This is a genomic window from Brucella sp. LJL56, from assembly GCF_054871705.1.
Genome location: NZ_JBTXLQ010000001.1, coordinates 464,112 through 485,614, shown reverse-complemented (window position 1 = coordinate 485,614; position 21,503 = coordinate 464,112). Strand labels below are relative to the sequence as shown.

Below are 21,503 nucleotides of genomic sequence, written 5' to 3'. Positions count from 1 at the left end.
ATGATGTTCCCCCGCCGGTTTCAGTCCTTGAGCGCCGCAATGCTGCTTACCGTCGTTTTTTGCGACGGTTTGCAGGCACGGCAGATTGATGTCGTGGCAGGCGAAGGCGTACAGGCGGCTATCGACAAAGCGGAGCCGGGCGATGTCGTCCGGCTTCTGAAAGGCAAACACAATGGCGCGGTTACGATCGATCGCGCCATTGAACTGATTGGAGAGTCCGGTGCCGTTCTGGACGGATTGGGCTCAGGCAATGCCATAACGGTCAACGCGCCGGATGCTATCGTGCGCGGACTGGAAGTGCGCGGTTCGGGCGATAACATGCCCGACCTCAATTCCGGAATTTTCGTGGCCAAAACCGCCTCGGGCGCACGCGTCGAGGACAATCGCCTTATCGATAATCTCTATGGGATTTACCTGCACGGTGCTGCACATTCCATCGCAAGCGGCAATGAGATCATTGGCCGTCGAGGCGTGCGTATGGCACAGACCGGCAGTGGCGTTTCCGTCTGGAATGCGCCTGGCGCGCAGGTTGTCGGCAACGTCATTCGCTACGGGCGCGACGGCATTTATACCAATGCCAGCCGCAAGAACATCTTCCGCAACAATGTTATGGAGGATGTCCGGTTCGCCGTCCATTACATGTACACGGATGACAGCCAGGTCATCGGCAATGTTTCGCGCAACAATTCAGTCGGTTTCGCGATCATGTACACCAACCGTCTCAAGGTGCTGGATAACGTGTCCGACGGCGATCGGGATCATGGCTTGTTGCTCAATTATGCAAACAGCTCGGTCATTTCCGGCAATCGCGTGATAGGACGTATGCAGCCGATAGATCGCTGGCTGGATGCCGGTGTTCAGAAGGCTGAGCACGGTCTGCCGACAGAAGATAAAACCGAGGCGCTGGCGGGCGAGACAGCGCGGCTCGGTCCCGAAAAATGCGTCTTCATTTACAACGCCAATAAGAACAAGTTCACCGGGAACAGTTTCGAGAACTGCAGCATTGGCATTCACTTCACTGCCGGTTCCGAGGGCAACGCCATGAGCGGCAACGCCTTCATCAACAACCGTAATCAGGTGAAATATGTCGGCACGCGCAACCTCGACTGGTCGGTCAATGGACGCGGCAATTACTGGAGCGACAATCCGGCCTTCGATCTCAATGGCGACGGTATCGCGGACAGCCCTTACCGACCCAATGATCTGATCGACAAGGTTTTGTGGACCGCGCCACAGGCAAAAATTCTCATCAATAGTCCGGCAGTCGAGACAATCCGCTGGGCACAGACCCAGTTTCCAGCGCTTCTGCCGGGCGGTGTTGTCGATAGCCATCCCCTTATGAAGCCGCCGCATCCGGCCGATCCGGCGAAAGGAAAACCAAATGACTGAGACTGTCATTCTTGATCAGGTCACAAAGTCCTATGGCGGGTTCAACGCCATCAGCGAGGCAAGTTTCAGCCTTCATGCTGGAGAAAGCATTGCGCTCGTCGGCCATAACGGTGCTGGCAAAACGACGATGATAAAGCTCATGCTCGGGCTGATCCGTCCGACCAAGGGCGCGGTTCGCGTGCTGGGCGAGGACCCGGCGACGGGTGCTTTTGCCGCCAGATTGCGGCTTGGCTATCTGCCTGAACACGTCTCCTTCAATCTGGCACTGACGGGAGCGGAAACGCTCGGCTTCTATGCGCGGCTCAAGAGAATGCCGGTTGCCCAAAATGCAGGACTATTGGAGCGCGTCGGCCTTGCCCATGCTGCGAACAGGCGGGTTGGCACTTATTCGAAAGGGATGCGCCAGCGACTGGGGCTTGCTCAGGCATTGCTCGGGCAACCGTCGGTTCTGCTGCTCGATGAACCGACGACCGGTCTCGACCCCGCCTTGCGCCAGAGCTTCTATGAAGTTCTTGAAGAGTTGCGGAGCAAAGGCACGACAATCCTCATGTCGTCCCATGCCTTGACCGAGCTGGAAACCAAAGTCGGGCGCGTCATCATCGCGAACAAGGGCAAGATCATTGCCGATGGCTCCATCGATGCGTTGCGCCGGATTTCACAACTGCCACTTCGCATACGGGTGCAGACACCCGATGTCTCCCGGCTGCCTTCGATAGCCGCCAATGCTGCATTGCGCTGGCATCGTCTCGGCCCGGATATCTTCGAAACGGAAGCGCCCTCGGAAGGCAAGATGGCGCTTGTCCGCGAAATCGTGGCCATGAACGACAATCTCACTGAGCTTGATCTCGTTCCGCCGACGCTTGACGAACTTTACGCCCATTTTCTCAATGCCGGACAAGCGGCTCGCGCGGAGGCAGCCGAATGAACAATATTCTCATCATCGCTTCCAAGGAAATTCAGGAAGGCTTGCGCAATCGCTGGGTTCTGGCGACCACATTGCTGCTTGCGGCACTGGCTTTAAGCATGACTTTTCTCGGCAGCGCGCCCACGGGCAGTTCGGTTGCCGCAAGCAAGCTGGACGTTGTGATCGTCAGCCTCTCCAGCCTGACCATCTTCCTCATTCCTCTCATTGCACTTCTCATTTCGCATGACGCTATCGTCGGTGAAATGGAACGCGGCACGATGCTTCTGCTTCTGAGTTACCCGATAAGCCGGGTCCAGTTGGTTTTCGGGAAGTTTATCGGCCAGCTTGCCATTCTCGCCTTCGCGACATTGTTCGGATACGGCGCTGCGGCTGTGGCGCTGATCGTGACCGGGTCTGGCGTGGATGCGGGAAGCTGGCTGTCGCTATCGAAACTCATCATTTCGTCGATCCTGCTGGGAGCGGTGTTCATCGCCATCGGTTTTCTCGCCAGCACGCTGGTGCGGGAACGGAGCACGGCAGCAGGTATCGCCATCGGTGTCTGGCTGTTCTTCGTACTGATCTATGACGCAGCGCTTCTTGCCCTGCTGGTTTTCGATCAGGGGCGCATCGTGGACGGTGGCATGCTCAACGGCCTGCTTCTGTTCAACCCTGCCGATTCCTACCGGCTTCTCAATTTCGGTCTGGGGCAGGCCGGTACTCTGACCGGCATGGGCGGCATAGCTGGTAATGCCACGCTGTCTGCTCCAGCCCTGACACTGGCGCTCGGTCTCTGGGTCATGCTGCCGCTGTCCCTTTCCATGCTGGTTTTTTCAAGGAAAGAATTATGAAACGCGTTCTGTTTCTTGCTCCCCTGTTTCTGGTTCTGCTTGCCGGATGTTCTCCGGACGAAAAGAAAGATGCGGTCATGGCGCCTTTCGCGCTGACGGAAAGCGCCATGGGCCGCTATTGCGGGATGAATGTTCTGGAACACCCAGGCCCCAAGGGCCAGATCATTCTCGAACCGGCAAACGAGGCGGTATGGTTCTCTTCCGCTCGCGATACGCTCGCTTTCACGATGCTGCCCGAGGAGCCGAAGGGGATCGCAGCGATCTACGTTTCGGACATGGCGAAAGCGCCAAGTTGGGAAGAGCCGGGAGCTGAAAACTGGGTCGATGCGCGCAAGGCTTTTTTTGTAATCGAAAGTGCTGCAGTTGGCGGAATGGGGGCACAGGAGGCCGTACCGTTTTCGACACGAGAAACAGCGGAGAAGTTCGTTGCGGAAAAGGGCGGGCGTATCAGTACTTTCGCTGAAATGCCGGAGGATTACATTCTCGGCGACCAGTCCGTACGGACCACCGATCTTGGAGCCGAAAGCCATGCCCATTGACGGCAGACAGCGTGTCAGTCGCAGGCTTGTGCTCGCAGGAGGTGCGGCTGGCGTAATGCTCTGCGCTATTCCGAAACAGGCAGCCTCGCTCGGCCTTCCCGAACCGACCTTCTGGCGCGGTCAGGCGATGGGAGCACCTGCCAAGATCATACTTTATCATCCTGATCGTTCGATTGCCGAACGGTTGCTACGTGAAGCTGCTCAAGAGGCGGAAAGGCTGGAGAACATCTTCAGCCTTTATCGCGCAGATTCAGAGCTGGCCAAACTCAATCGCGTCGGGGCGCTGGCATCGCCTTCTCCCGACCTGGTCGAGGTCTTGCGCATCTGCCATGAATGCTGGCAGGCCAGCGGCGGCCTTTTCGATCCGACGGTTCAGCCTCTTTGGAACTGCCTGAAGAAGCACTTTTCGCAAGAGAATCCTTCCCCCGACGGACCGTCGCGGCTGCTTTGGGACGAGGCGCTTGCAAAGGTAGGGTTCGACCATGTTTTATTTGATGAGAACCGCGTTGCGCTCTCCAAACCGTCAATGGCTCTGACATTAAACGGTATTGCGCAAGGCTACGTTACCGACCGCGTGACGGTATTGTTGCAAAGGGAGGGGGTGAAACATGCGCTGGTCGATATGGGGGAATATCGCGCGCTTGGTTCAAGGCCGGACGGTACGGCATGGCGAATTGGCATTGCCGATCTGGAAGCCGGAACTGCAGCCGAAGAGCATGTTGATATCCGCAATCAGGCACTAGCAACGTCCAGTTTCGCCGGTTTCCAGTTCGAGGAATCCGGACGCTTCAACCATTTGCTCAATCCAAAGACAGGGTTTTCGGCGGCACTTTATCGCCGCTTGACTGTCGTGGCCCGCGATGCGGCGAGAGCGGATGCCTGGGCTACGGCATTCAGTCTGATGGATGAAACTCAGATAAAGGCAACTATCCGCGGCCAGTCGGAGATGTCCGTGGTTGCGCAAAAACACTCAGGCGAGCGAATGTTGCTGGCCTCGTAGTTGTGTGTATAGCGCCCGAATGTCGAACATTCGGGCGCGGTACGTATCCGGCTTATTGGCTGAAGTTTCGCCCATCCGCTCGTTTGGCAAAGCGCAGGACGATGAAACCGGCAAGTCCGGCGATCAGCGAGCCGATCAGTATTCCGATTTTCGCTTCGTTCTGCAGCAGAACATCGTCGAAAGCGAGGAGCGAGATAAACAGGCTCATGGTGAACCCGATGCCACACAGAAGTGTCGTTCCCAGCATCTGTGTCCAGCTTGCCCCGGCAGGCAAATCAACGATCCCGGTTTTTACAAGCAACAACACCGCACCGAAAATTCCGACGAGCTTGCCGAGGGCCAAACCGGCGGCAACCCCCATGGTCACAGGCGCAAAGAGAGCATCCATACCAAGGCCGGAGAAGCTGACGCCCGCATTGGCAAAGCCGAATATCGGCACAATGATGAAGGAAACCGGCTTGATCAGGCTATGCTCAAGCAGATGCAGCGGGCTTTCTGAGATGGTTGCCTCTGGCTTCGCGGGCGTGCGTTTGATCGGAATTGTAAGCGCCAGCAGAACGCCTGCGATCGTCGCGTGAACGCCCGAGCGATACGTGAAAAACCACAGTGCGAGGCCCAATAGCAGATAGGGTGTCAGCCGCTTCACGCCGGTGAGATTAAAAATCAACAGGGCCGCGAAGACGGCCGTAGCCAGACCCAAATCCATCAGTGAAACGCCGCTTGTGTAGAATAGCCCGATGATGATCACCGCGCCGAGGTCGTCGATGATGGCAAGAGCTGCAAGAAACACCTTCAGCGATGTCGGAACCCGCGGCCCCAGCAAGGAAATGACGCCGAGTGCAAACGCGATATCGGTTGCAGCCGGGATAGCCCAGCCATGGGACGCACCGTTATTGAGATTGAAGGACAGATAGACCAGGGCGGGCACCGCCATGCCTGCCGCAGCCGCTACGCCAGGCAGAATACGGCGCGGCCACGACGAAAGATGGCCATCGACCATCTCGCGCTTGATCTCCAGCCCGACCATCAGGAAGAATATCGCCATCAGCGCATCATTGACCCAATGCTGGACGGACAGTGGTCCGAGATAAGCATGAAGAGCGCTGAAATAGGTTTCGGAAAGTTGTGAGTTGGCCACCACCAATGCCGCTATCGCCGAAGCTATGAGCAACAGGCCGCCAGACGACTCACTATCAAGAAAATTGCGTATAGTATTTTGAATGCGACCAGCCATGGCAGCTCCCTGACAGAAACGGTTAAAAACAGTCTCCGTATTCAGGGGCGTCCCTGGGCGCACGCAGCACACGCCATAAAACCAAGATAGCGACAAATTCCGCGGTTTCAAGTCACTTTATGGAGATATAATTCGATTCTTAGCGGGGATTTTATTATACTTAGTAAATGTGGTTATGGTTTTGATTTGTATTGGCTTTTCCTTTCAAGTTATATTTAATATTATTTTTAATATCCTGTATTTATTTCAGATAATTGAATATAGTTACTGTTTGGCAGCGGATATAAACAATGTTGGGAGAGGCGCTTGACAAGCCGCGTGCGCCTTTCCATGCTCCACGACACAATTTAAACAAAATCAATCAGGGAACGGAGAGCGGTTATGACAATGGGGAAGTTCACCCGGCGTGGTGTGGTTGCTGCGTTTGCAGGGATTGTGGCGGTGGGAGCCAGTATTGCTTTGGCGCAAGCTCCGGCTTTCTTCCGCATCGGCACCGGTGGAACGGCGGGGACCTACTATCCGATAGGCGGGTTGATCGCGAACGCGATTTCCGGAGCAGGCGATAAAGGCGTTCCGGGTCTGGTGGCGACTGCGGTTTCATCGAACGGTTCTGTCGCCAATATCAACGCTATTCAGTCTGGATCACTGGAATCAGGTTTCACTCAGTCAGACGTAGCTTACTGGGCACATACGGGCACCGGCCTTTATGAAGGCAAGGGCAAGGTCGAGGATCTGCGCCTGATTGCTACACTTTATCCTGAAACCATCCATCTTGTTGCCCGCAAGGACGCGGGAATCAAATCCGTTGCCGATCTCAAGGGAAAACGTGTTTCCATCGATGAACCGGGATCAGGCACGATCGTCGATGCCCGTATCGTTCTGGAAGCATATGGATTGAGCGAAAGCGACATCAAAGCTGAGCATTTGAAGCCCGGTCCGGCGGGAGAGCGTCTGAAAGACGGTGCTCTCGATGCTTATTTCTTCGTTGGCGGATATCCGACCGGTGCAATCTCGGAACTGGCCACATCGAATGGCATTTCGCTGGTTCCGATTTCCGGCCCAGAAGCGCAGAAAATTCTGGAAAAATACTCGTTCTTCTCTAAGGACGCAGTACCGGCTGATACCTACAAGGACGTCGGTCAAACGGAGACGCTGGCCGTCGCTGCGCAGTGGGTCACGAGCGCCAAGCAGCCCGATGAACTTGTCTACAACATCACCAAGACCTTGTTTAACGACGACAGCCGAAAAGCGCTCGATGCCGGGCACGCGAAAGGCAAGCTCATCAAGCTCGATACAGCAACGACCAGCGTCGGCATTCCGCTGCACCCCGGTGCAGAACGCTTCTACAAGGAAGCAGGCGCTCTGAAGTAAGTTGCCCATTCCTGTTTGGGTGAACAAAATGCACGGAGCTTCGTCAGAACTCCGTGCATTTGCTTCCAGTCTGGTGCGAAAGCATTTTTCAGAGTCATACTAATTAAAAACAAGTGGTTAGAGCGATTTTTTGATTCAACTGGATCAACTGCGCTTTGAATGGAGAGGCCAGTATGAGCGAGCAAGAGGCGAAACTGTCGCCCATGGAACTGGATGAAGCCAAGGCGCGCGAGCTGGAAGAGAAGTTCGATTCCGAGATTCGGTTTCGCCCGCTGGCACCACTAGCGGCTCGTATTGTCGGTGCGCTGCTGATCATACTTTCCCTCTTCCACTATTACACGGCGGGCTTTGGCCTTCTGTCGGAAATGGTGCATCGCGGCATTCATCTTTCCTTCGTGCTCGGTCTGGTCTTTCTTGTCTTCCCGTTTTCCCGCAAGGGGTACGATCAACCCTCCACATCGTCATGGCTGAGGCCGCTCGGTATTTCCGTCATTGACTGGGCCTTGGCAATCATTGCAGTTGTGGCCGTCGCGCATGTTCCCATGATACCGCTCGACGATCTGGCTTTCCGCGTCGGGAATCCCACAACCACTGATGTCGTTCTTGGCGGTCTTCTCATTCTCGTGCTTCTGGAAGCAACAAGACGTTCAGTCGGCTGGCCGCTGCCGATCATATCCATCCTGTTCATGCTCTACGCCATTTACGGGCAGCATATGCCGGGCATTCTCGTGCATCCCGGTGCGACAGTCAGTCAGCTCGTAGACCATCTTTATCTGACGACGCAGGGCATCTACGGTATCGCGCTTGGTGTGGTTGCGACCTACGTCTTCCATTTCGTGCTGTTCGGGGTTTTTGCGACCCGTATCGGCCTCGGACAACTGTTTCTGGATTGTGCGGCCTGGGTAGCAGGCCGCTTTGCAGGCGGTCCGGCAAAAGTCTCCATTTTCGGCTCAGCGCTGTTCGGCATGATTTCGGGCTCTTCTGTGGCCAATACCGTGACCGTCGGTTCGCTGACGATCCCGGCGATGATCCGTCTCGGTTATAAACGCCACTTCGCCGCTGCCGTGGAATCGGCATCGTCGACGGGCGGGCAGATCACGCCGCCGATCATGGGCGCCGCTGCATTCCTGATGATCGAATTCCTGAACCTGCCTTATACAACGATCATTCTGGCCGCCATCGTACCAGCCTTCATGCATTTCTTCGGCGTTTTGATGCAGGTGCATTTCGAAGCCAAGCGCAACGGACTGCGCGGCATGACGAAGGAAGAGCTGCCCGACCTGAAGGAAGCCTTCAAGCGTGACTGGCCAACCGTCATTCCGCTGGTCGTGCTGATCGGTGTTCTGCTGTCAGGCTATACACCGTATATGGCTGCTTTCTGGGGCATTACGCTCTGTATTGCGGTTGGGTTGCTCAATCCGCGCAAGCGCATGTCAGTGGGTGAGATTTTTGACGGGCTCCGTGACGGTGCAAAATACGCGCTTGCCGTTGGCGCGGCGGCGGCGACTGTCGGCATTATTGTCGGCGTGGTGACGCTGACCGGCGTCGGCTTCAAGATTTCCTATATCGTGACGTCGACTGCGGGGCAGCTCGCCACCTATTTCGGAACCATTGTGCCTGCAGCCTGGTTTGGCCCGCAGACACTGACGCTGCTTTTCACGCTCATCATGACGGGCATCGTCTGCATTCTGATGGGGTGCGGAATTCCGACGACGGCCAATTACATCATCATGGCAACAATTGCCGCGCCTGCGCTGGGGCTGTTGGGGGTTGAGCCGATCGTGGCTCACTTCTTCGTCTTCTATTACGGGGTGCTGGCAGATATCACGCCGCCCGTCGCGCTTGCCGCCTATGCGGCGGCAGGCATGGCAGGCGCCGATCCGTTCAAAACAGGCAACACCGCGTTCCGGCTTGGTCTCGGCAAGGTGCTCGTGCCATTCGTTTTCGTGTTCTCCCCGTCGCTCCTGCTGGTTACATCTGACTTCAACTGGCCGGATTTCTTCGTGGCGTTTCTTGGCTGCGCCATAGGCATCACCGCTCTGGGGGCTGCGTTGTCAGGGTTCCTCCTGGTCAGAACCAAGGTCTGGGAAAATGTCCTGATGATTGTTGCAGCGATCCTTCTGGTGGCTCCAGAGATTTATTCATCGATCGTGGGGCTGCTGTTACTGGTGCCGGTTCTGGTCCGTCATGTCTCTTCGGTGAGACAGCCCCAGATCGCATAGAGGTTGCCGGATCAATGACCCACGGCTGGTAACAAGCCGTGGGTCATTGTCGAAACAGCATTACTGATTGATTTCGGGTTCGACCAGCTTCTTCAGCTTTTCCAGACATTCTTGCCAGCCGAGATAGCAAGCCTCGGTTGGAATTATATCGGGCACGCCTTGCTGTTCGATGTTGATTTCCGTCCCGACCGAAACCGTTTTCAGGGTTATCGTGACTTTCATCTCGCCCGGCAGGTTCGGATCGTCGAAACTATCCGTATAAACCAGACGTTCTCCCGGCACGAGTTCAACATATTTGCCGCCGAAAGAATGGCTGTGGCCGGTCGTGAAATTCCGGAACGACATTCTGTGCTTGCCGCCCACCTTTGCATCCAGTTCGTGGACGGTGCAGGTGAAGCCATATGGCGGCAGCCAGCTTGCTACCGCGTCCGGTTCGACGAATGCCCGGTAAACCTTCTCCGGTTTGGCGGCGAAGACACGGTGCAGGCGAATAGTGCTGGACATGGTTTCCTCCCTTTGTCCGTTTTCAGTTCATTGGGTTTGGATAGGCTGTTTGAAGAGCAGGCTTATATACCGCTGAAGATGGTCGATACTTTCGACCGCGCGAAGCGGATCACCGCTTGCCTTGGCGATGATAAAGGCACCCTGAATAACCGCCTGGGTATGAACGGCAAGGCTTTCAGCAGTAAACTCACCCGCAACCTGATAACGCTCCATGGCGGCTGAAATGTCTGGAACCAGCGTGTCCGCATGGCCCGATATGCTGTCCCAACATGCGTCCCGGATCACGGAGTTGGTTTCGTAGACTTCCTGCGCCATGGTGCCGACGAGACAAGTAAAATCGGACAGGGCGCCTTGAATCAGTTGCCGTCGCAACGCGACATAGGCCTTGATGCGCTCAAGCGGGTCTTCTGGAGCGTGATAGGCGGCATCCGCAAAGAAAGTGCCCGTCATTTCCGACCAGTAATTCGCCGCAGCAACCGCCAGATCTTCCTTACTGGAAAAATGATGAAAAAAAGCGCCTTTCGACAAGGATGCCTTGGTGCAGATGTCATCGACCGTCGTGGCGGCATAGCCTTTGGTTCGAATAACGCTCAAGGCCGCATCAAGCAGATTGGTCCGGGTCAGCGGGTTTTGTTTACGTGCCATAATCTTACTCCCGCAAAACAATACCAACCAGTTGGTATTAAATCAAGAGGCAATTGCAGTTGCTGATAGCTATAAGAAGGAGGCTGTCGCCAGATGCGATGTGGATGATTCTTAAAACAGGTTTGGATTCGAGGGCTTGAATGAGTTTGTGGATAAGTTTGATGTCATTGAAAAAGCCCGGAAATCGGGCGTTATGCAGCAAAATCGAAAATTCTTATTCTTTCTTCGTGGCCCTTGCTTGACACTTGTTCGAGAACCCCTTAAACGACCGCTCACACCGGACGGAAACGCCGGTGCGACGCAGCCGCAAGGTTGCCGAGAAATGCGCGGGTGTAGCTCAGTTGGTTAGAGTGCCGGCCTGTCACGCCGGAGGTCGCGGGTTCGAGCCCCGTCACTCGCGCCACTTTCCTCTCAACAAATCGATAGATTGAACGTTGACACGAAAGTGGCGCCCACCGCGTTTTCGTTTCTTTTCAAGCCAGAATTGCTGTTCATGAACGGGCGTTGAGATGTCCTGTGAATGAATTTTGCAATATCGTAATTCTTCCCCAAACACGCGCTTGACACTTGTTCGAGAACCCCTTAAACGACCGCTCACACCGGACGGAAACGCCGGTGCGACGCAGCCGCAAGGTTGCCGAGAAATGCGCGGGTGTAGCTCAGTTGGTTAGAGTGCCGGCCTGTCACGCCGGAGGTCGCGGGTTCGAGCCCCGTCACTCGCGCCACTTTCCTCTCAACAAATCAATAGATTGAACGTTGACACGAAAGTGGCGCCACCGCCTGCTTTCCGGGGCTATCTTATCTTCAAAAAACCTTCGTGGGAACTGCCGGGGCGCAGCCGCTTCGCCAACCATATGTCTGCTATTTGGAAAACTGCTTCCAGGACAGATAGGCGACCGATAGAATGATTGCGGCAATGACGAGAAGATCGCCGCTGGCGAGCAGATAATGGCTCATGCGTGACCTCCTTGCGCTGCTTCGGTCGATTATGCCTCCCATGATAGCCGGGGCGCTTGCGATCTGAAGGCATGGCTTCGCAAAGCTTTCAGCATTTGGACCGGTTCCATTCCAACTTTACCCGCAAATGCGAACGGAATTTTCAGTGTCAGGGCCGTCGGCTCATCGGAGCAGATGAAGTCGGCGGTTTGGCCGATGCATTGCCATGGAGCGAATTTCCTGCTTTCAATCTCGTGGAATCGGATGACAGGAGCGGATCGCTGCCACGATGACCCGACACGCTTTTCTTGGTGTGCTTGCAACGTTTTTGATTCTTGCCGGATGTGGCTCGCCCCGCGCTGTGCTGTGGCACGGGCCGCATTCCAGCCCGCAATCAGTGGCCGCGGCCGAAGCGGCCATCGTCAAGCCGGGGAAACCGGCGGCGGTGATTCCGATCTATGTTGCGACGAGCCGCCAGCGTTCGGATAATTTCTCGCAGCCTTACAATTCAAAACGCTCGGAAGCGTTGAACTTTGCACAGGTCGATGTCGGTATTCCGGCTGCCCATGTCAAAGGAAAGGTCGAGTCGACCGGCTATAAGCCAGATCCCGCCAAAAATTTCGCTGCCACGGCGTTCCAGCCTTATGATAATGCAGAGCAGTTTCTCGCTCAATTGAATGCCGCTCTGGCGAAGCAGGGACCGAAGGACAAGGAAATCCTGATCTTCGTGCACGGCTATAACAATAATTTTGCCGACAGCACATTTCGTCTGGCGCAATTCGTCCATGACTACAGGATGAAATCGGTGGCGGTCGAATATGCCTGGCCGTCGGGCGGCGATCTCGGCCTTTATGTCTATGATCGCGATAGTGCGGACTTCGCACGGGACGGTCTGGCGCGCTTGCTGGAACTTGTGGCCCGCAGCAATGCCGAACGCATCGTCCTGTTAGGGCACTCCATGGGCGGCTTTGTCACCATGGAAGCCTTGAGAACCCTGTCTTTGCGTGGCGAAAAGAATGTGTTGCGCCGCATCAGTGCGCTGTTGCTCGCAGCGCCCGACATCGATCTCGACGTCTTTGAAAAGCAGGTCAGGGATATCGATCCTATGCCGCATCCAACGGCGGTTATGACATCGCGCAGTGATCGTGCGCTTGGTGTGTCATCCTTCATCACCGGCGGTCATGCGCGGGTAGGGGATGGAACCAGTATTCCGACACTCCAGAAATACGGGATCACGGTGATAGACGCGACCGATTTGGATGGTGGTGCACATAATGTCTTTGCGTCCTCGCCGTCGCTTATGGCTCTGGTTAGCGACGGCACACTGTCGCTGGGCGCTTTGAACGGGCGGGAAAGCCAGACGACCGGCCAGGCGGTGCTGGCAGACGGCGCCTCTGCAATTAAGGGGGCTGCATCGCTTGTGTTGTATCTGCCGGGCAGGCTGGTCGGAGCGACGGCTTCCGCTGCTCCATGAGTTCATTTTTAAGTAAGTGCTGCCCCCACAACTTTCATTGTGGTGTTGCAGCCAATTGATTCTCCCGGCAATTGCCAAGCGAGGAAGACCATGCGACTTTTCCTCACGAAATTATGATCTTTTCATGTTATACGGGTTTTCAGTGGGATAAGCGGGCTTCATGCCATGGCTTGTTAAGCATCTTGGCTCGTCTTTGCCCAATAGATCGTGTCGGAGGGGTTGCGCTTGCGTACGCGCTGCGATAACCGTCCCGGCGAAAAGCGCTTAGTTCGCACGGCATGCCTTTTGAAGCTGCTTGGGGCGACGAGGTTGCAACAGATGCAATGTGTCGCATGGTCGTCAGCTTCAAAAAGCTTATGACAGGCGGCGCAGCCTCGTATTCAAGCCGGATAAAGGACCATGAACGAGCTTTTAAGTTCCTACCTGCCGATCGTCATCTTTCTCGGCATTGCGATGGTAATTGGTGTAGCCCTTCTGGTTGCGCCGTTTCTTGTCGCCTACAGACAGCCCGACCCCGAAAAGCTTTCAGCTTACGAGTGCGGCTTCAATGCCTTCGATGACGCCCGTATGAAGTTCGACATCCGTTTCTATCTGGTGTCGATTCTCTTCATCATCTTCGATCTGGAAGTCGCCTTCCTTTTCCCATGGGCCGTGTCCTTTGGTGAAATCGGCTGGTTCGGCTTTGCGTCGATGATGGTGTTCCTTGGCGTTCTGACCATCGGCTTCATTTATGAGTGGAAGAAGGGAGCGCTGGAATGGGATTGACCACAGCCAACACAACGCTCGTGGCTCCGCAGCCGAAGGGCATTCTTGACCCGCGCACGGGCAAGCCAGTCGGTTCCGACGATGTATTCTTCAACGATCTGAACAGCGAGCTTTCCGACAAGGGATTCATCGTCACGTCCGCTGACGCTCTGATCACCTGGGCGCGCACCGGTTCGCTGATGTGGATGACCTTCGGTCTCGCATGCTGCGCCGTGGAAATGATGCACATTTCCATGCCGCGCTATGACGCTGAGCGTTTCGGTATTGCTCCGCGTGCATCGCCGCGTCAGTCCGACGTGATGATCGTTGCAGGCACGCTGACCAACAAGATGGCGCCTGCGCTCCGCAAGGTCTACGACCAGATGCCGGAGCCGCGTTACGTTATCTCGATGGGTTCCTGCGCCAATGGCGGCGGCTACTACCACTATTCCTATTCGGTGGTGCGTGGCTGTGATCGCGTGGTCCCGGTCGACATCTATGTTCCGGGTTGCCCGCCAACCGCTGAAGCCCTGCTTTACGGCATTCTTATGCTGCAAAAGAAAATCCGTCGCACGGGTACGATCGAGCGTTAATCCGGTCTCTGGACCGGTTTGCGCCATACAGGTTTTGTTAGGGGTCGACTGACACCGCCGCGTGGGATTTCTCCCAAAAGTCTCCCAAGGCAAGTGCAGTGTGAGTTCTAAATAAGGAAGTTAGGCAAATGAGCGAAGAAGCTCTCGGTGAACTTTCCGGCTACATCAAGGAACGCCTCGGCGATGCGATCGAAGAGGCGAAGCTTGCTTATGGCGAGTTGACGCTTTCGGTTCCGGCTGCGAGCATCATCAGCGTTCTGACCTTCCTGCGTGACGATGTGCAGTGCCAGTTCGTCAACCTGACGGATATTTCGGGCGTCGACTATCCGCAGCGCGCCAAGCGCTTCGATGTTGTCTACCAGCTCATGTCTCCACGTCAGAACCAGCGCATCCGCATCAAGGTTCAGGCTGATGAAGACACGCTGGTGCCTTCTGCTGTTTCAGTTTTCGTCGGTGCCGAATGGTTTGAGCGCGAGGCCTACGACATGTATGGCATTTTGTTCTCAGGTCATCCGGATTTGCGCCGTATCCTGACCGACTACGGTTTCGAAGGCCATCCGCTGCGCAAGGACTTCCCGCTCACCGGTTTCGTCGAGGTTCGTTACAACGACGAGCTGAAGCGTGTCGTTTACGAGCCTGTGCAGCTCCGTCAGGAATTCCGCAACTTCGACTTCCTCTCGCCGTGGGAAGGAACGGACTACGTTCTGCCCGGCGACGAGAAAGCCAAGGCGAACTGAGGGTACACTCATGGGCGCAGGCGAAAGATTGAACGGTCAATGTCTTTGCGGAGCGGTGAAGTTCACCGCAGCTCCGGTAAAGATGGAAATGGATGTCTGCCATTGCAGCATGTGCCGGCAGTGGTCGGGCGGTGCTTTCATGGCCGTCAATTGCGGCACCTCGGTCGAGATCGAAGACGAAGCCGCTCTGACGACCTATTCCTCCTCGGAATGGGGTGAGCGCCGTTTCTGCTCGAAGTGCGGTTCGTCGCTGTTCTGGCGTGGTGTCCACGATGGAATGACAGTCGTTTCGATGCAGGCTTTCGCCGAGCCGGAGCGGTTCCATTTCGCCGAAGAAATCTTCATCGATAACAAGCCTGCGAATTACGATTTTGCCAATGACACCCACCGGATGACCGGCGAGGAGTTTTTGGCGGCTCTTGCAGCCAAACAGGAAGCTGAACATGGCTGAGACTCAGGTCCGCAATTTCAATATCAACTTCGGTCCGCAGCACCCTGCCGCGCACGGCGTGCTGCGTCTGGTGCTTGAGCTCGACGGCGAAGTCGTCGAACGCGTCGATCCGCATATCGGTCTGCTGCATCGCGGCACCGAAAAGCTGATGGAAGCCAAGACCTATCTTCAGGCTCTGCCTTATCTTGACCGCCTCGACTATGTGGCGCCGATGAACCAGGAGCATGCCTATGCGCTTGCCGTCGAACGCCTTCTGGGCATCGATGTGCCGAAGCGCGGCCAGTTGATCCGCGTTCTCTATTCGGAAATCGGTCGTATCCTGAACCATCTTCTCAACGTGACTACGCAGGCCATGGACGTTGGCGCGCTGACGCCGCCGCTCTGGGGCTTCGAAGAGCGCGAAAAGCTGATGGTGTTCTACGAGCGCGCTTGTGGCGCGCGTATGCACGCAGCTTATTTTCGTCCGGGCGGCGTCCATCAGGATCTGCCGGATCAGCTCGTTGAAGACATCGGCAAATGGATCGATCCGTTCTTCACGACGCTCAAAAATCTTGATGACCTCATTACGCCGAACCGTATTTTCAAGCAGCGTAACGTCGATATCGGCGTCGTGAAGCTGGAAGACGCATGGGCATGGGGCTTCTCGGGCGTCATGGTTCGTGGTTCGGGCGCTGCATGGGATTTGCGCAAGTCGCAGCCTTACGAGTGCTACAACGAGATGGAATTCGACATTCCGGTCGGCAAGAACGGCGACTGCTATGATCGCTACCTGATCCGCATGGAAGAAATGCGCCAATCGGCACGTATCATGCGCCAGTGCGTCGATCTTCTGCTCGGTAAGGAGCGCGTTGGTCCGGTTTCCAATGCCGACAACAAGATCGTGCCGCCGAAGCGCGGCGAGATGAAGCGCTCGATGGAAGCGCTTATCCATCACTTCAAGCTTTACACGGAAGGCTACCACGTGCCTGCCGGTGAAGTTTACGCAGCAGTCGAAGCCCCGAAGGGCGAATTTGGCGTCTTCCTCGTTTCGGACGGCTCCAACAAGCCTTATCGCTGCAAGCTGCGCGCTCCGGGCTTTGCCCATCTTCAAGCCATGGATTTCCTGTGCCGCGGCCATATGCTGGCCGACGTGTCGGCAATTCTTGGCTCGCTCGATATCGTGTTTGGTGAGGTTGACCGCTGATGTCCGTTCGCCGTCTCGCAGATGATGCCGTCCAGCCAGCCGCTTTCGCGTTCAACGCGGAAAATCAGGCTTGGGCGCACAAGACGATCGCAAAATTCCCCGAAGGCCGCCAGCAGTCGGCTGTTATTCCGTTGCTCATGCGTGCGCAGGAGCAGGATGGCTGGGTCACGAAGGCAGCTATCGAGCATGTCGCAGGCATGCTCGACATGCCGCTGATCCGCGTTCTGGAAGTCGCGACTTTCTATACGCAGTTCCAGCTCAAGCCGGTTGGCACGCGCGCTCACATTCAGGTTTGCGGCACCACGCCATGCATGCTGCGTGGCTCGGAAGCGCTGATGGATGTCTGCCGTCACAAGATCAGCCACGACCCGTTCGAGCTCAATGCCGACGGAACGCTGTCGTGGGAAGAAGTGGAATGCCAGGGCGCCTGTGCCAACGCACCGATGGTCATGATCTTCAAGGACGCCTATGAAGACCTGTCGCCGGAACGTCTTGCCGAGATCATCGACGCTTTTGAGGCTGGCAAAGGCGGTACCGTCAAGCCAGGCCCGCAGATCGACCGCGTGACGTCTGAGCCGCTTGGCGGCCTGACCGCTCTGACCGAAGATCTCGACTACAAGAAGGTCGGTCTTGAGACCCGCAAGGCATCCGATGCCGCCGCAGCCAAGGCGAAGGCTGAAGCTGAGGAGAAGGCCAAGGCGGAAGCCGCTGCGAAAGCTGCCGAGGAAGCGAAGAACGTCGCTCCGTCCAACGCTGCAAAGCCGGTAACCAATGCACCTGAAACCGATCCGGCGCTCAAGACGCCTTCGGACGTCAAGGTATCGGCCGCAGCCGAAAAAGCAGCATCTGTCGATGCCAAGCAGAATTTCAAGCTTGACGACAAGAACCGTCCGGTTGCCATGGAGCGTCCGGAAGCTGTCGATGATCTGAAGCTGATTTCCGGCGTCGGTCCGAAGATCGAGGAAACCCTGCATGAGCTGGGTATCTTCACCTTCAAGCAGGTGGCTTCCTGGAAGAAGGCCGAGCGCGAATGGGTCGACGGTTATCTGAGCTTCCACGGTCGCATTGATCGCGAAGACTGGGTAAAGCAGGCCAAGGCTTTGGCCAAGGGCGGCGTCGAGGAATACGTCAAGGTATTCGGAAAGAAGCCGGTATGATGACTTCGATATTGGCAAACACGAACGGAAACAGGTGAGACATGCTGGCTGATAAAGATCGCATCTTCACCAATATTTACGGCTTTAAGGATCAGTCCCTGAAGGGTGCCATGGCGCGCGGCCATTGGGACAACACCAAGGGCTTGGTCGAAAAGGGCCGTGACTGGATCATCGACGAGATGAAGGCATCGGGCCTGCGTGGCCGTGGCGGTGCTGGCTTCCCGACGGGTCTCAAGTGGTCGTTCATGCCCAAGCAGAGCGACGGTCGCCCACATTATCTGGTCGTCAATGCCGACGAGTCCGAACCGGGCACCTGCAAGGACCGCGAAATTCTGCGCCACGATCCGCATACGCTGATCGAAGGCTGCCTGATCGCCGGTTGCGCCATGGGCGCACACACCGCTTATATTTATATTCGCGGCGAGTTCATGCGTGAGCGTGAAGCCCTGCAGGCAGCAATCGACGAGTGCTACGAAGCCGGTCTGCTGGGCAAGGGCAACAAGTGCGGCTGGGATATGGATGTTCTCGTATCCCACGGCGCCGGTGCTTACATCTGCGGTGAAGAAACGGCTCTGCTCGAAAGCCTTGAAGGCAAGAAGGGCCAGCCGCGTCTTAAGCCTCCATTCCCTGCAAATATGGGCCTTTATGGCTGCCCGACGACCGTGAATAACGTGGAATCGATTGCCGTTGCGCCGACGATCCTGCGTCGCGGCGCGGCCTGGTTCTCGTCCATCGGACGCCCGAACAATGTCGGCACCAAGCTGTTCCAGATTTCGGGTCACGTGAACACGCCTTGCGTCGTGGAGGAAGGCCTTGGCATTCCGTTCCGCGATCTGATCGAAAAGCACGCAGGCGGCATTCGTGGCGGCTGGGACAATCTGCTTGCGGTCATTCCCGGCGGCGCATCGTGCCCGGTCATCAAGGGCGAAGACATGATGGATGCCATCATGGACTTTGACGGCATGCGCGACAAGAAATCGTCGTTCGGCACCGGCGGCCTGATCGTCATGGACAAGTCCACCGACATCATCAAGGCGATTGCCCGTCTGGCAGCGTTCTTCAAGCATGAGAGCTGCGGCCAGTGCACGCCTTGCCGCGAAGGCACCGGCTGGATGTGGCGCGTGATGGAACGCATGGTCAAGGGTAACGCGCAGAAGCGCGAGATCGACATGCTGTTCGATGTGACCAAGCAGATTGAAGGTCACACGATCTGTGCTCTGGGTGATGCTGCCGCATGGCCAATTCAGGGCCTGATCCGCAATTTCCGTCCGGAAATTGAAAAGCGCATTGACGATTATACCCGCAACGCCGTTCAGAGCCGCAATATCCGTCTGGAAGCGGCTGAATAAGTTGTGTGAGCCTGCCCGACAGGGCATGGCCCCGAAAAGTGCCTAGCGGTTTTCGGAAAAGGCCATGCCAATACAAAGGCAGGTGCAAAAGTTTGAGATCTGGAAAATGCGGCTTAAGCCGCAGGTTTGGATAAACGATGGCAAAGATCAAGGTTGACGGCACAGAGATCGAAGTACCCGATCACTATACGCTCCTTCAGGCTGCCGAAGCCGCTGGCGCGGAAGTGCCGCGTTTCTGTTTCCACGAACGGCTTTCCATCGCCGGAAACTGCCGTATGTGTCTGGTTGAAGTGAAGGGCGGACCGCCGAAGCCGGCGGCATCCTGCGCCATGGGCGTGCGCGATCTGCGACCCGGCCCGAATGGCGAAGCGCCTGAAATCTTCACCAACACGCCGATGGTCAAGAAGGCCCGCGAAGGCGTGATGGAATTCCTGCTCATCAACCACCCGCTGGATTGCCCGATCTGCGATCAGGGCGGCGAGTGCGATCTGCAGGATCAGGCAATGGCTTTCGGCACCGACGGTTCGCGCTATCGCGAGAACAAGCGTGCCGTTGAAAACAAATATATCGGCCCGCTCGTCAAGACGGTGATGACGCGCTGCATTCACTGCACGCGTTGCGTCCGCTTTACGACCGAAGTTGCAGGCATTTCCGAACTCGGCCTCATCGGCCGTGGCGAAGACGCCGAGATCACCACCTATCTCGAACGCGCCATGACGTCGGAACTACAGGGCAACGTCATCGATCTTTGCCCGGTTGGCGCTCTGACCTCGCGTCCTTATGCGTTCCAGGCCCGTCCGTGGGAACTGAACAAGACCGAAACCATCGACGTGATGGATGCGGTCGGCTCGAACATCCGCGTTGACACCCGTGGCCGCGAAGTGATGCGCGTCATGCCGCGCGTCAATGAAGCGGTGAACGAAGAGTGGATTTCCGACAAGACCCGCTTCATCTGGGATGGCCTGCGCACCCAGCGCCTCGACCGCCCATATGTTCGCAAGGATGGCCGTCTGGTCGCCGCAAGCTGGCCGGAAGCTTTTGCCGCTATTGCCGCCAAGGTTTCTGCAGCTTCCGCCGACAAGATCGGCGCAGTCGCTGGCGATCTGGCTTCGGTTGAAGAAATCTATGCGCTGAAGGGCTTGATGGCTTCGCTCGGCACCGCCAATATCGACAGCCGCCAGGATGGCGCAGCTCTCGAACCGGCTCTGGGGCGTGCAACCTATCTCTTCAACTCAACGATTGAAGGCATTGAAAACGCTGATGCTTTGCTCATCATCGGTTCCAATCCCCGCATTGAGGCTGCTGTTCTGAACGCCCGCATCCGCAAGCGTCAGCGCATGGGCCATTTCCCGGTCGCCCTGATCGGCGAACAGGCTGAACTGCGCTACGATTACGAATATCTGGGTGCTGGCGCTGAAACGCTCGCAGCAGTCGCTTCCGGCAAGAACGCATTCCGCGATGTGCTGGCCAAGGCTGAACGCCCGCTGATCATCATCGGTCAGGGCGCGCTCACTGGCGAAAACGGTTCTGCAGTTCTGTCGACCGCCGCCAAGCTCGCGGAGGCAGTCGGTGCGATCAAGGACGAGTGGAACGGATTCTCCGTTCTGCACACTGCCGCTTCGCGCGTTGGCGCATTGGATCTCGGCTTCGTGCCGGGCGAGGGCGGCAAGGCGGCTGGCGACATGCTGGGCAATCTCGATGTCGTGTTCCTGCTCGGTGCAGACGAACTCGACATGACCAAAAAGGGTTCGAGCTTCGTCGTTTACATCGGCACGCACGGCGATGCCGGCGCACATGCCGCTGACGTTATCCTGCCGGGCGCCGCCTATACGGAAAAGTCAGGCACCTGGCTCAACACCGAAGGTCGGGTGCAGCTTGGCAGCCGCGCCGGTTTCGCGCCGGGCGAGGCAAAGGAAGACTGGGCAATCCTGCGCGCTCTTTCGGACAGCCTTGGCAAGCGTTTGCCGTTCGATTCGTTGCAGCAGCTTCGCGCCAAGCTCTATGCGGACTATCCGCATATGCTGGCCATCGACACCATCACGCCTGCTTCCGCCGACGATCTCGTCGCGCTGGCAGCGAAAGCATCCAACCTGGGCGGCGGCGCTGCGTTCGTCTCTCCGGTCAAGGACTTCTACCTGACGAACCCAATTGCGCGCGCTTCCGCCGTCATGGCCGAATGCTCGGCGCTCGCGGCTGGCGGCTTCCAGCAGGCTGCCGAGTAAG

At 56.7% G+C, this 21,503-nt stretch carries 19 protein-coding genes and 2 tRNA genes; 18 read left to right on the top strand and 3 right to left on the bottom strand.

What is annotated here, in order from left to right:
• From ACYSN1_RS02375 to ACYSN1_RS02355, 5 genes are read left to right on the top strand one after another with little or no spacing between them, the layout of a single operon-like run.
• Entirely contained in the window at positions 1–1,389 is a 1,389-nt protein-coding gene (locus ACYSN1_RS02375) for a nitrous oxide reductase family maturation protein NosD (RefSeq protein WP_461724248.1), read from the top strand.
• Positions 1,382–2,314, top strand: coding sequence for an ABC transporter ATP-binding protein (locus tag ACYSN1_RS02370; protein ID WP_461724247.1), 933 nt, complete (start codon positions 1,382–1,384; stop codon positions 2,312–2,314). The genes ACYSN1_RS02375 and ACYSN1_RS02370 overlap by 8 nt, the downstream gene beginning before the upstream one ends.
• Positions 2,311–3,141, top strand: a complete 831-nt coding sequence (locus ACYSN1_RS02365; protein WP_461724246.1) for an ABC transporter permease subunit — start codon at positions 2,311–2,313, stop codon at positions 3,139–3,141. The genes ACYSN1_RS02370 and ACYSN1_RS02365 overlap by 4 nt, the downstream gene beginning before the upstream one ends.
• Positions 3,138–3,680: a nitrous oxide reductase accessory protein NosL gene (locus ACYSN1_RS02360; protein ID WP_461724245.1), complete on the top strand. Its 543-nt coding sequence runs from the start codon at positions 3,138–3,140 to the stop codon at positions 3,678–3,680. Before ACYSN1_RS02365 ends, ACYSN1_RS02360 begins: the two co-directional genes overlap by 4 nt.
• Entirely contained in the window at positions 3,670–4,680 is a 1,011-nt protein-coding gene (locus tag ACYSN1_RS02355) for an FAD:protein FMN transferase (protein WP_461724244.1), read from the top strand. The genes ACYSN1_RS02360 and ACYSN1_RS02355 overlap by 11 nt, the downstream gene beginning before the upstream one ends.
• A gap of 52 nt (positions 4,681–4,732) precedes the next feature.
• Here ACYSN1_RS02355 and nhaA read toward each other — a convergent pair whose 3' ends face one another.
• Complete coding sequence (gene nhaA, locus ACYSN1_RS02350; protein WP_461724243.1) at positions 4,733–5,914, bottom strand: Na+/H+ antiporter NhaA; 1,182 nt, start codon at positions 5,912–5,914, stop codon at positions 4,733–4,735.
• 381 nt (positions 5,915–6,295) lie between these two features.
• Between nhaA and ACYSN1_RS02345 the strand changes: the two genes are divergently transcribed.
• Both ACYSN1_RS02345 and ACYSN1_RS02340 read left to right on the top strand, forming a co-directional pair.
• Positions 6,296–7,285, top strand: a complete 990-nt coding sequence (locus tag ACYSN1_RS02345) for a TAXI family TRAP transporter solute-binding subunit (RefSeq protein WP_461724242.1) — start codon at positions 6,296–6,298, stop codon at positions 7,283–7,285.
• 173 nt (positions 7,286–7,458) lie between these two features.
• Complete coding sequence (locus ACYSN1_RS02340; RefSeq protein ID WP_461724241.1) at positions 7,459–9,507, top strand: TRAP transporter permease; 2,049 nt, start codon at positions 7,459–7,461, stop codon at positions 9,505–9,507.
• A 60-nt stretch (positions 9,508–9,567) separates the two neighbouring features.
• On the opposite strand, the gene ACYSN1_RS02335 is transcribed toward ACYSN1_RS02340, so the two are convergent.
• Both ACYSN1_RS02335 and ACYSN1_RS02330 read right to left on the bottom strand, forming a co-directional pair.
• On the bottom strand, positions 9,568–10,011 hold the full coding sequence (locus ACYSN1_RS02335) for an SRPBCC family protein (RefSeq protein WP_140019688.1): 444 nt from the start codon (positions 10,009–10,011) through the stop codon (positions 9,568–9,570).
• Positions 10,012–10,038: 27 nt separating this feature from the next.
• A complete protein-coding gene (locus ACYSN1_RS02330; protein WP_461724240.1) occupies positions 10,039–10,656 on the bottom strand; it encodes a TetR/AcrR family transcriptional regulator in 618 nt (205 codons plus the stop codon).
• 326 nt (positions 10,657–10,982) lie between these two features.
• On the opposite strand from ACYSN1_RS02330, the gene ACYSN1_RS02325 reads away from it, so the two are divergent.
• The 11 genes from ACYSN1_RS02325 (at position 10,983) to nuoG (ending at position 21,502) form a co-directional block, all read left to right on the top strand.
• A tRNA-Asp gene (locus ACYSN1_RS02325) sits at positions 10,983–11,059 on the top strand.
• 245 nt (positions 11,060–11,304) lie between these two features.
• Positions 11,305–11,381 (top strand) — tRNA-Asp (locus ACYSN1_RS02320).
• A 500-nt stretch (positions 11,382–11,881) separates the two neighbouring features.
• Positions 11,882–13,066 (top strand): alpha/beta hydrolase, encoded by a 1,185-nt coding sequence (locus ACYSN1_RS02315; RefSeq protein ID WP_461724239.1) that lies wholly within the window; start codon positions 11,882–11,884, stop codon positions 13,064–13,066.
• Positions 13,067–13,465: 399 nt separating this feature from the next.
• Complete coding sequence (locus ACYSN1_RS02310) at positions 13,466–13,831, top strand: NADH-quinone oxidoreductase subunit A (protein ID WP_006466588.1); 366 nt, start codon at positions 13,466–13,468, stop codon at positions 13,829–13,831.
• A complete protein-coding gene (locus tag ACYSN1_RS02305) occupies positions 13,822–14,403 on the top strand; it encodes a NuoB/complex I 20 kDa subunit family protein (RefSeq protein ID WP_140019685.1) in 582 nt (193 codons plus the stop codon). Before ACYSN1_RS02310 ends, ACYSN1_RS02305 begins: the two co-directional genes overlap by 10 nt.
• 128 nt (positions 14,404–14,531) lie before the next feature.
• Positions 14,532–15,140 (top strand): NADH-quinone oxidoreductase subunit C, encoded by a 609-nt coding sequence (locus ACYSN1_RS02300; protein WP_461724238.1) that lies wholly within the window; start codon positions 14,532–14,534, stop codon positions 15,138–15,140.
• A gap of 10 nt (positions 15,141–15,150) precedes the next feature.
• Positions 15,151–15,591 carry a GFA family protein gene (locus tag ACYSN1_RS02295; RefSeq protein ID WP_461724237.1) on the top strand — a complete coding sequence of 147 codons (441 nt, stop codon included), beginning with the start codon at positions 15,151–15,153 and terminating at the stop codon, positions 15,589–15,591.
• Positions 15,584–16,774 (top strand): NADH-quinone oxidoreductase subunit D, encoded by a 1,191-nt coding sequence (locus ACYSN1_RS02290; protein ID WP_109987613.1) that lies wholly within the window; start codon positions 15,584–15,586, stop codon positions 16,772–16,774. The genes ACYSN1_RS02295 and ACYSN1_RS02290 overlap by 8 nt, the downstream gene beginning before the upstream one ends.
• The gene (locus ACYSN1_RS02285) at positions 16,774–17,931 is read left to right on the top strand and encodes an NADH-quinone oxidoreductase subunit E (RefSeq protein WP_461724236.1); all 1,158 of its coding nucleotides are present in this window, start codon (positions 16,774–16,776) and stop codon (positions 17,929–17,931) included. Before ACYSN1_RS02290 ends, ACYSN1_RS02285 begins: the two co-directional genes overlap by 1 nt.
• A 41-nt stretch (positions 17,932–17,972) precedes the next feature.
• Positions 17,973–19,280, top strand: a complete 1,308-nt coding sequence (nuoF, locus tag ACYSN1_RS02280) for an NADH-quinone oxidoreductase subunit NuoF (RefSeq protein ID WP_461724235.1) — start codon at positions 17,973–17,975, stop codon at positions 19,278–19,280.
• Positions 19,281–19,417: 137 nt separating this feature from the next.
• Positions 19,418–21,502, top strand: coding sequence for an NADH-quinone oxidoreductase subunit NuoG (nuoG, locus tag ACYSN1_RS02275; RefSeq protein WP_461724234.1), 2,085 nt, complete (start codon positions 19,418–19,420; stop codon positions 21,500–21,502).
• Position 21,503 lies beyond the last annotated feature (1 nt).

Excerpts from the sequence above, each read along its gene's own strand:
- ACYSN1_RS02375 (WP_461724248.1), top strand. The coding sequence starts at position 1 with ATGATGTTCCCCCGCCGGTTTCAGTCCTTGAGCGCCGCAATGCTGCTT.
- ACYSN1_RS02370 (WP_461724247.1), top strand. The coding sequence starts at position 1,382 with ATGACTGAGACTGTCATTCTTGATCAGGTCACAAAGTCCTATGGCGGG.
- ACYSN1_RS02365 (WP_461724246.1), top strand. The coding sequence starts at position 2,311 with ATGAACAATATTCTCATCATCGCTTCCAAGGAAATTCAGGAAGGCTTG.
- ACYSN1_RS02360 (WP_461724245.1), top strand. The coding sequence starts at position 3,138 with ATGAAACGCGTTCTGTTTCTTGCTCCCCTGTTTCTGGTTCTGCTTGCC.
- ACYSN1_RS02355 (WP_461724244.1), top strand. The coding sequence starts at position 3,670 with ATGCCCATTGACGGCAGACAGCGTGTCAGTCGCAGGCTTGTGCTCGCA.
- nhaA (WP_461724243.1), bottom strand. The coding sequence starts at position 5,914 with ATGGCTGGTCGCATTCAAAATACTATACGCAATTTTCTTGATAGTGAG.
- ACYSN1_RS02345 (WP_461724242.1), top strand. The coding sequence starts at position 6,296 with ATGACAATGGGGAAGTTCACCCGGCGTGGTGTGGTTGCTGCGTTTGCA.
- ACYSN1_RS02340 (WP_461724241.1), top strand. The coding sequence starts at position 7,459 with ATGAGCGAGCAAGAGGCGAAACTGTCGCCCATGGAACTGGATGAAGCC.
- ACYSN1_RS02335 (WP_140019688.1), bottom strand. The coding sequence starts at position 10,011 with ATGTCCAGCACTATTCGCCTGCACCGTGTCTTCGCCGCCAAACCGGAG.
- ACYSN1_RS02330 (WP_461724240.1), bottom strand. The coding sequence starts at position 10,656 with ATGGCACGTAAACAAAACCCGCTGACCCGGACCAATCTGCTTGATGCG.
- ACYSN1_RS02315 (WP_461724239.1), top strand. The coding sequence starts at position 11,882 with ATGACCCGACACGCTTTTCTTGGTGTGCTTGCAACGTTTTTGATTCTT.
- ACYSN1_RS02310 (WP_006466588.1), top strand. The coding sequence starts at position 13,466 with ATGAACGAGCTTTTAAGTTCCTACCTGCCGATCGTCATCTTTCTCGGC.
- ACYSN1_RS02305 (WP_140019685.1), top strand. The coding sequence starts at position 13,822 with ATGGGATTGACCACAGCCAACACAACGCTCGTGGCTCCGCAGCCGAAG.
- ACYSN1_RS02300 (WP_461724238.1), top strand. The coding sequence starts at position 14,532 with ATGAGCGAAGAAGCTCTCGGTGAACTTTCCGGCTACATCAAGGAACGC.
- ACYSN1_RS02295 (WP_461724237.1), top strand. The coding sequence starts at position 15,151 with ATGGGCGCAGGCGAAAGATTGAACGGTCAATGTCTTTGCGGAGCGGTG.
- ACYSN1_RS02290 (WP_109987613.1), top strand. The coding sequence starts at position 15,584 with ATGGCTGAGACTCAGGTCCGCAATTTCAATATCAACTTCGGTCCGCAG.
- ACYSN1_RS02285 (WP_461724236.1), top strand. The coding sequence starts at position 16,774 with ATGTCCGTTCGCCGTCTCGCAGATGATGCCGTCCAGCCAGCCGCTTTC.
- nuoF (WP_461724235.1), top strand. The coding sequence starts at position 17,973 with ATGCTGGCTGATAAAGATCGCATCTTCACCAATATTTACGGCTTTAAG.
- nuoG (WP_461724234.1), top strand. The coding sequence starts at position 19,418 with ATGGCAAAGATCAAGGTTGACGGCACAGAGATCGAAGTACCCGATCAC.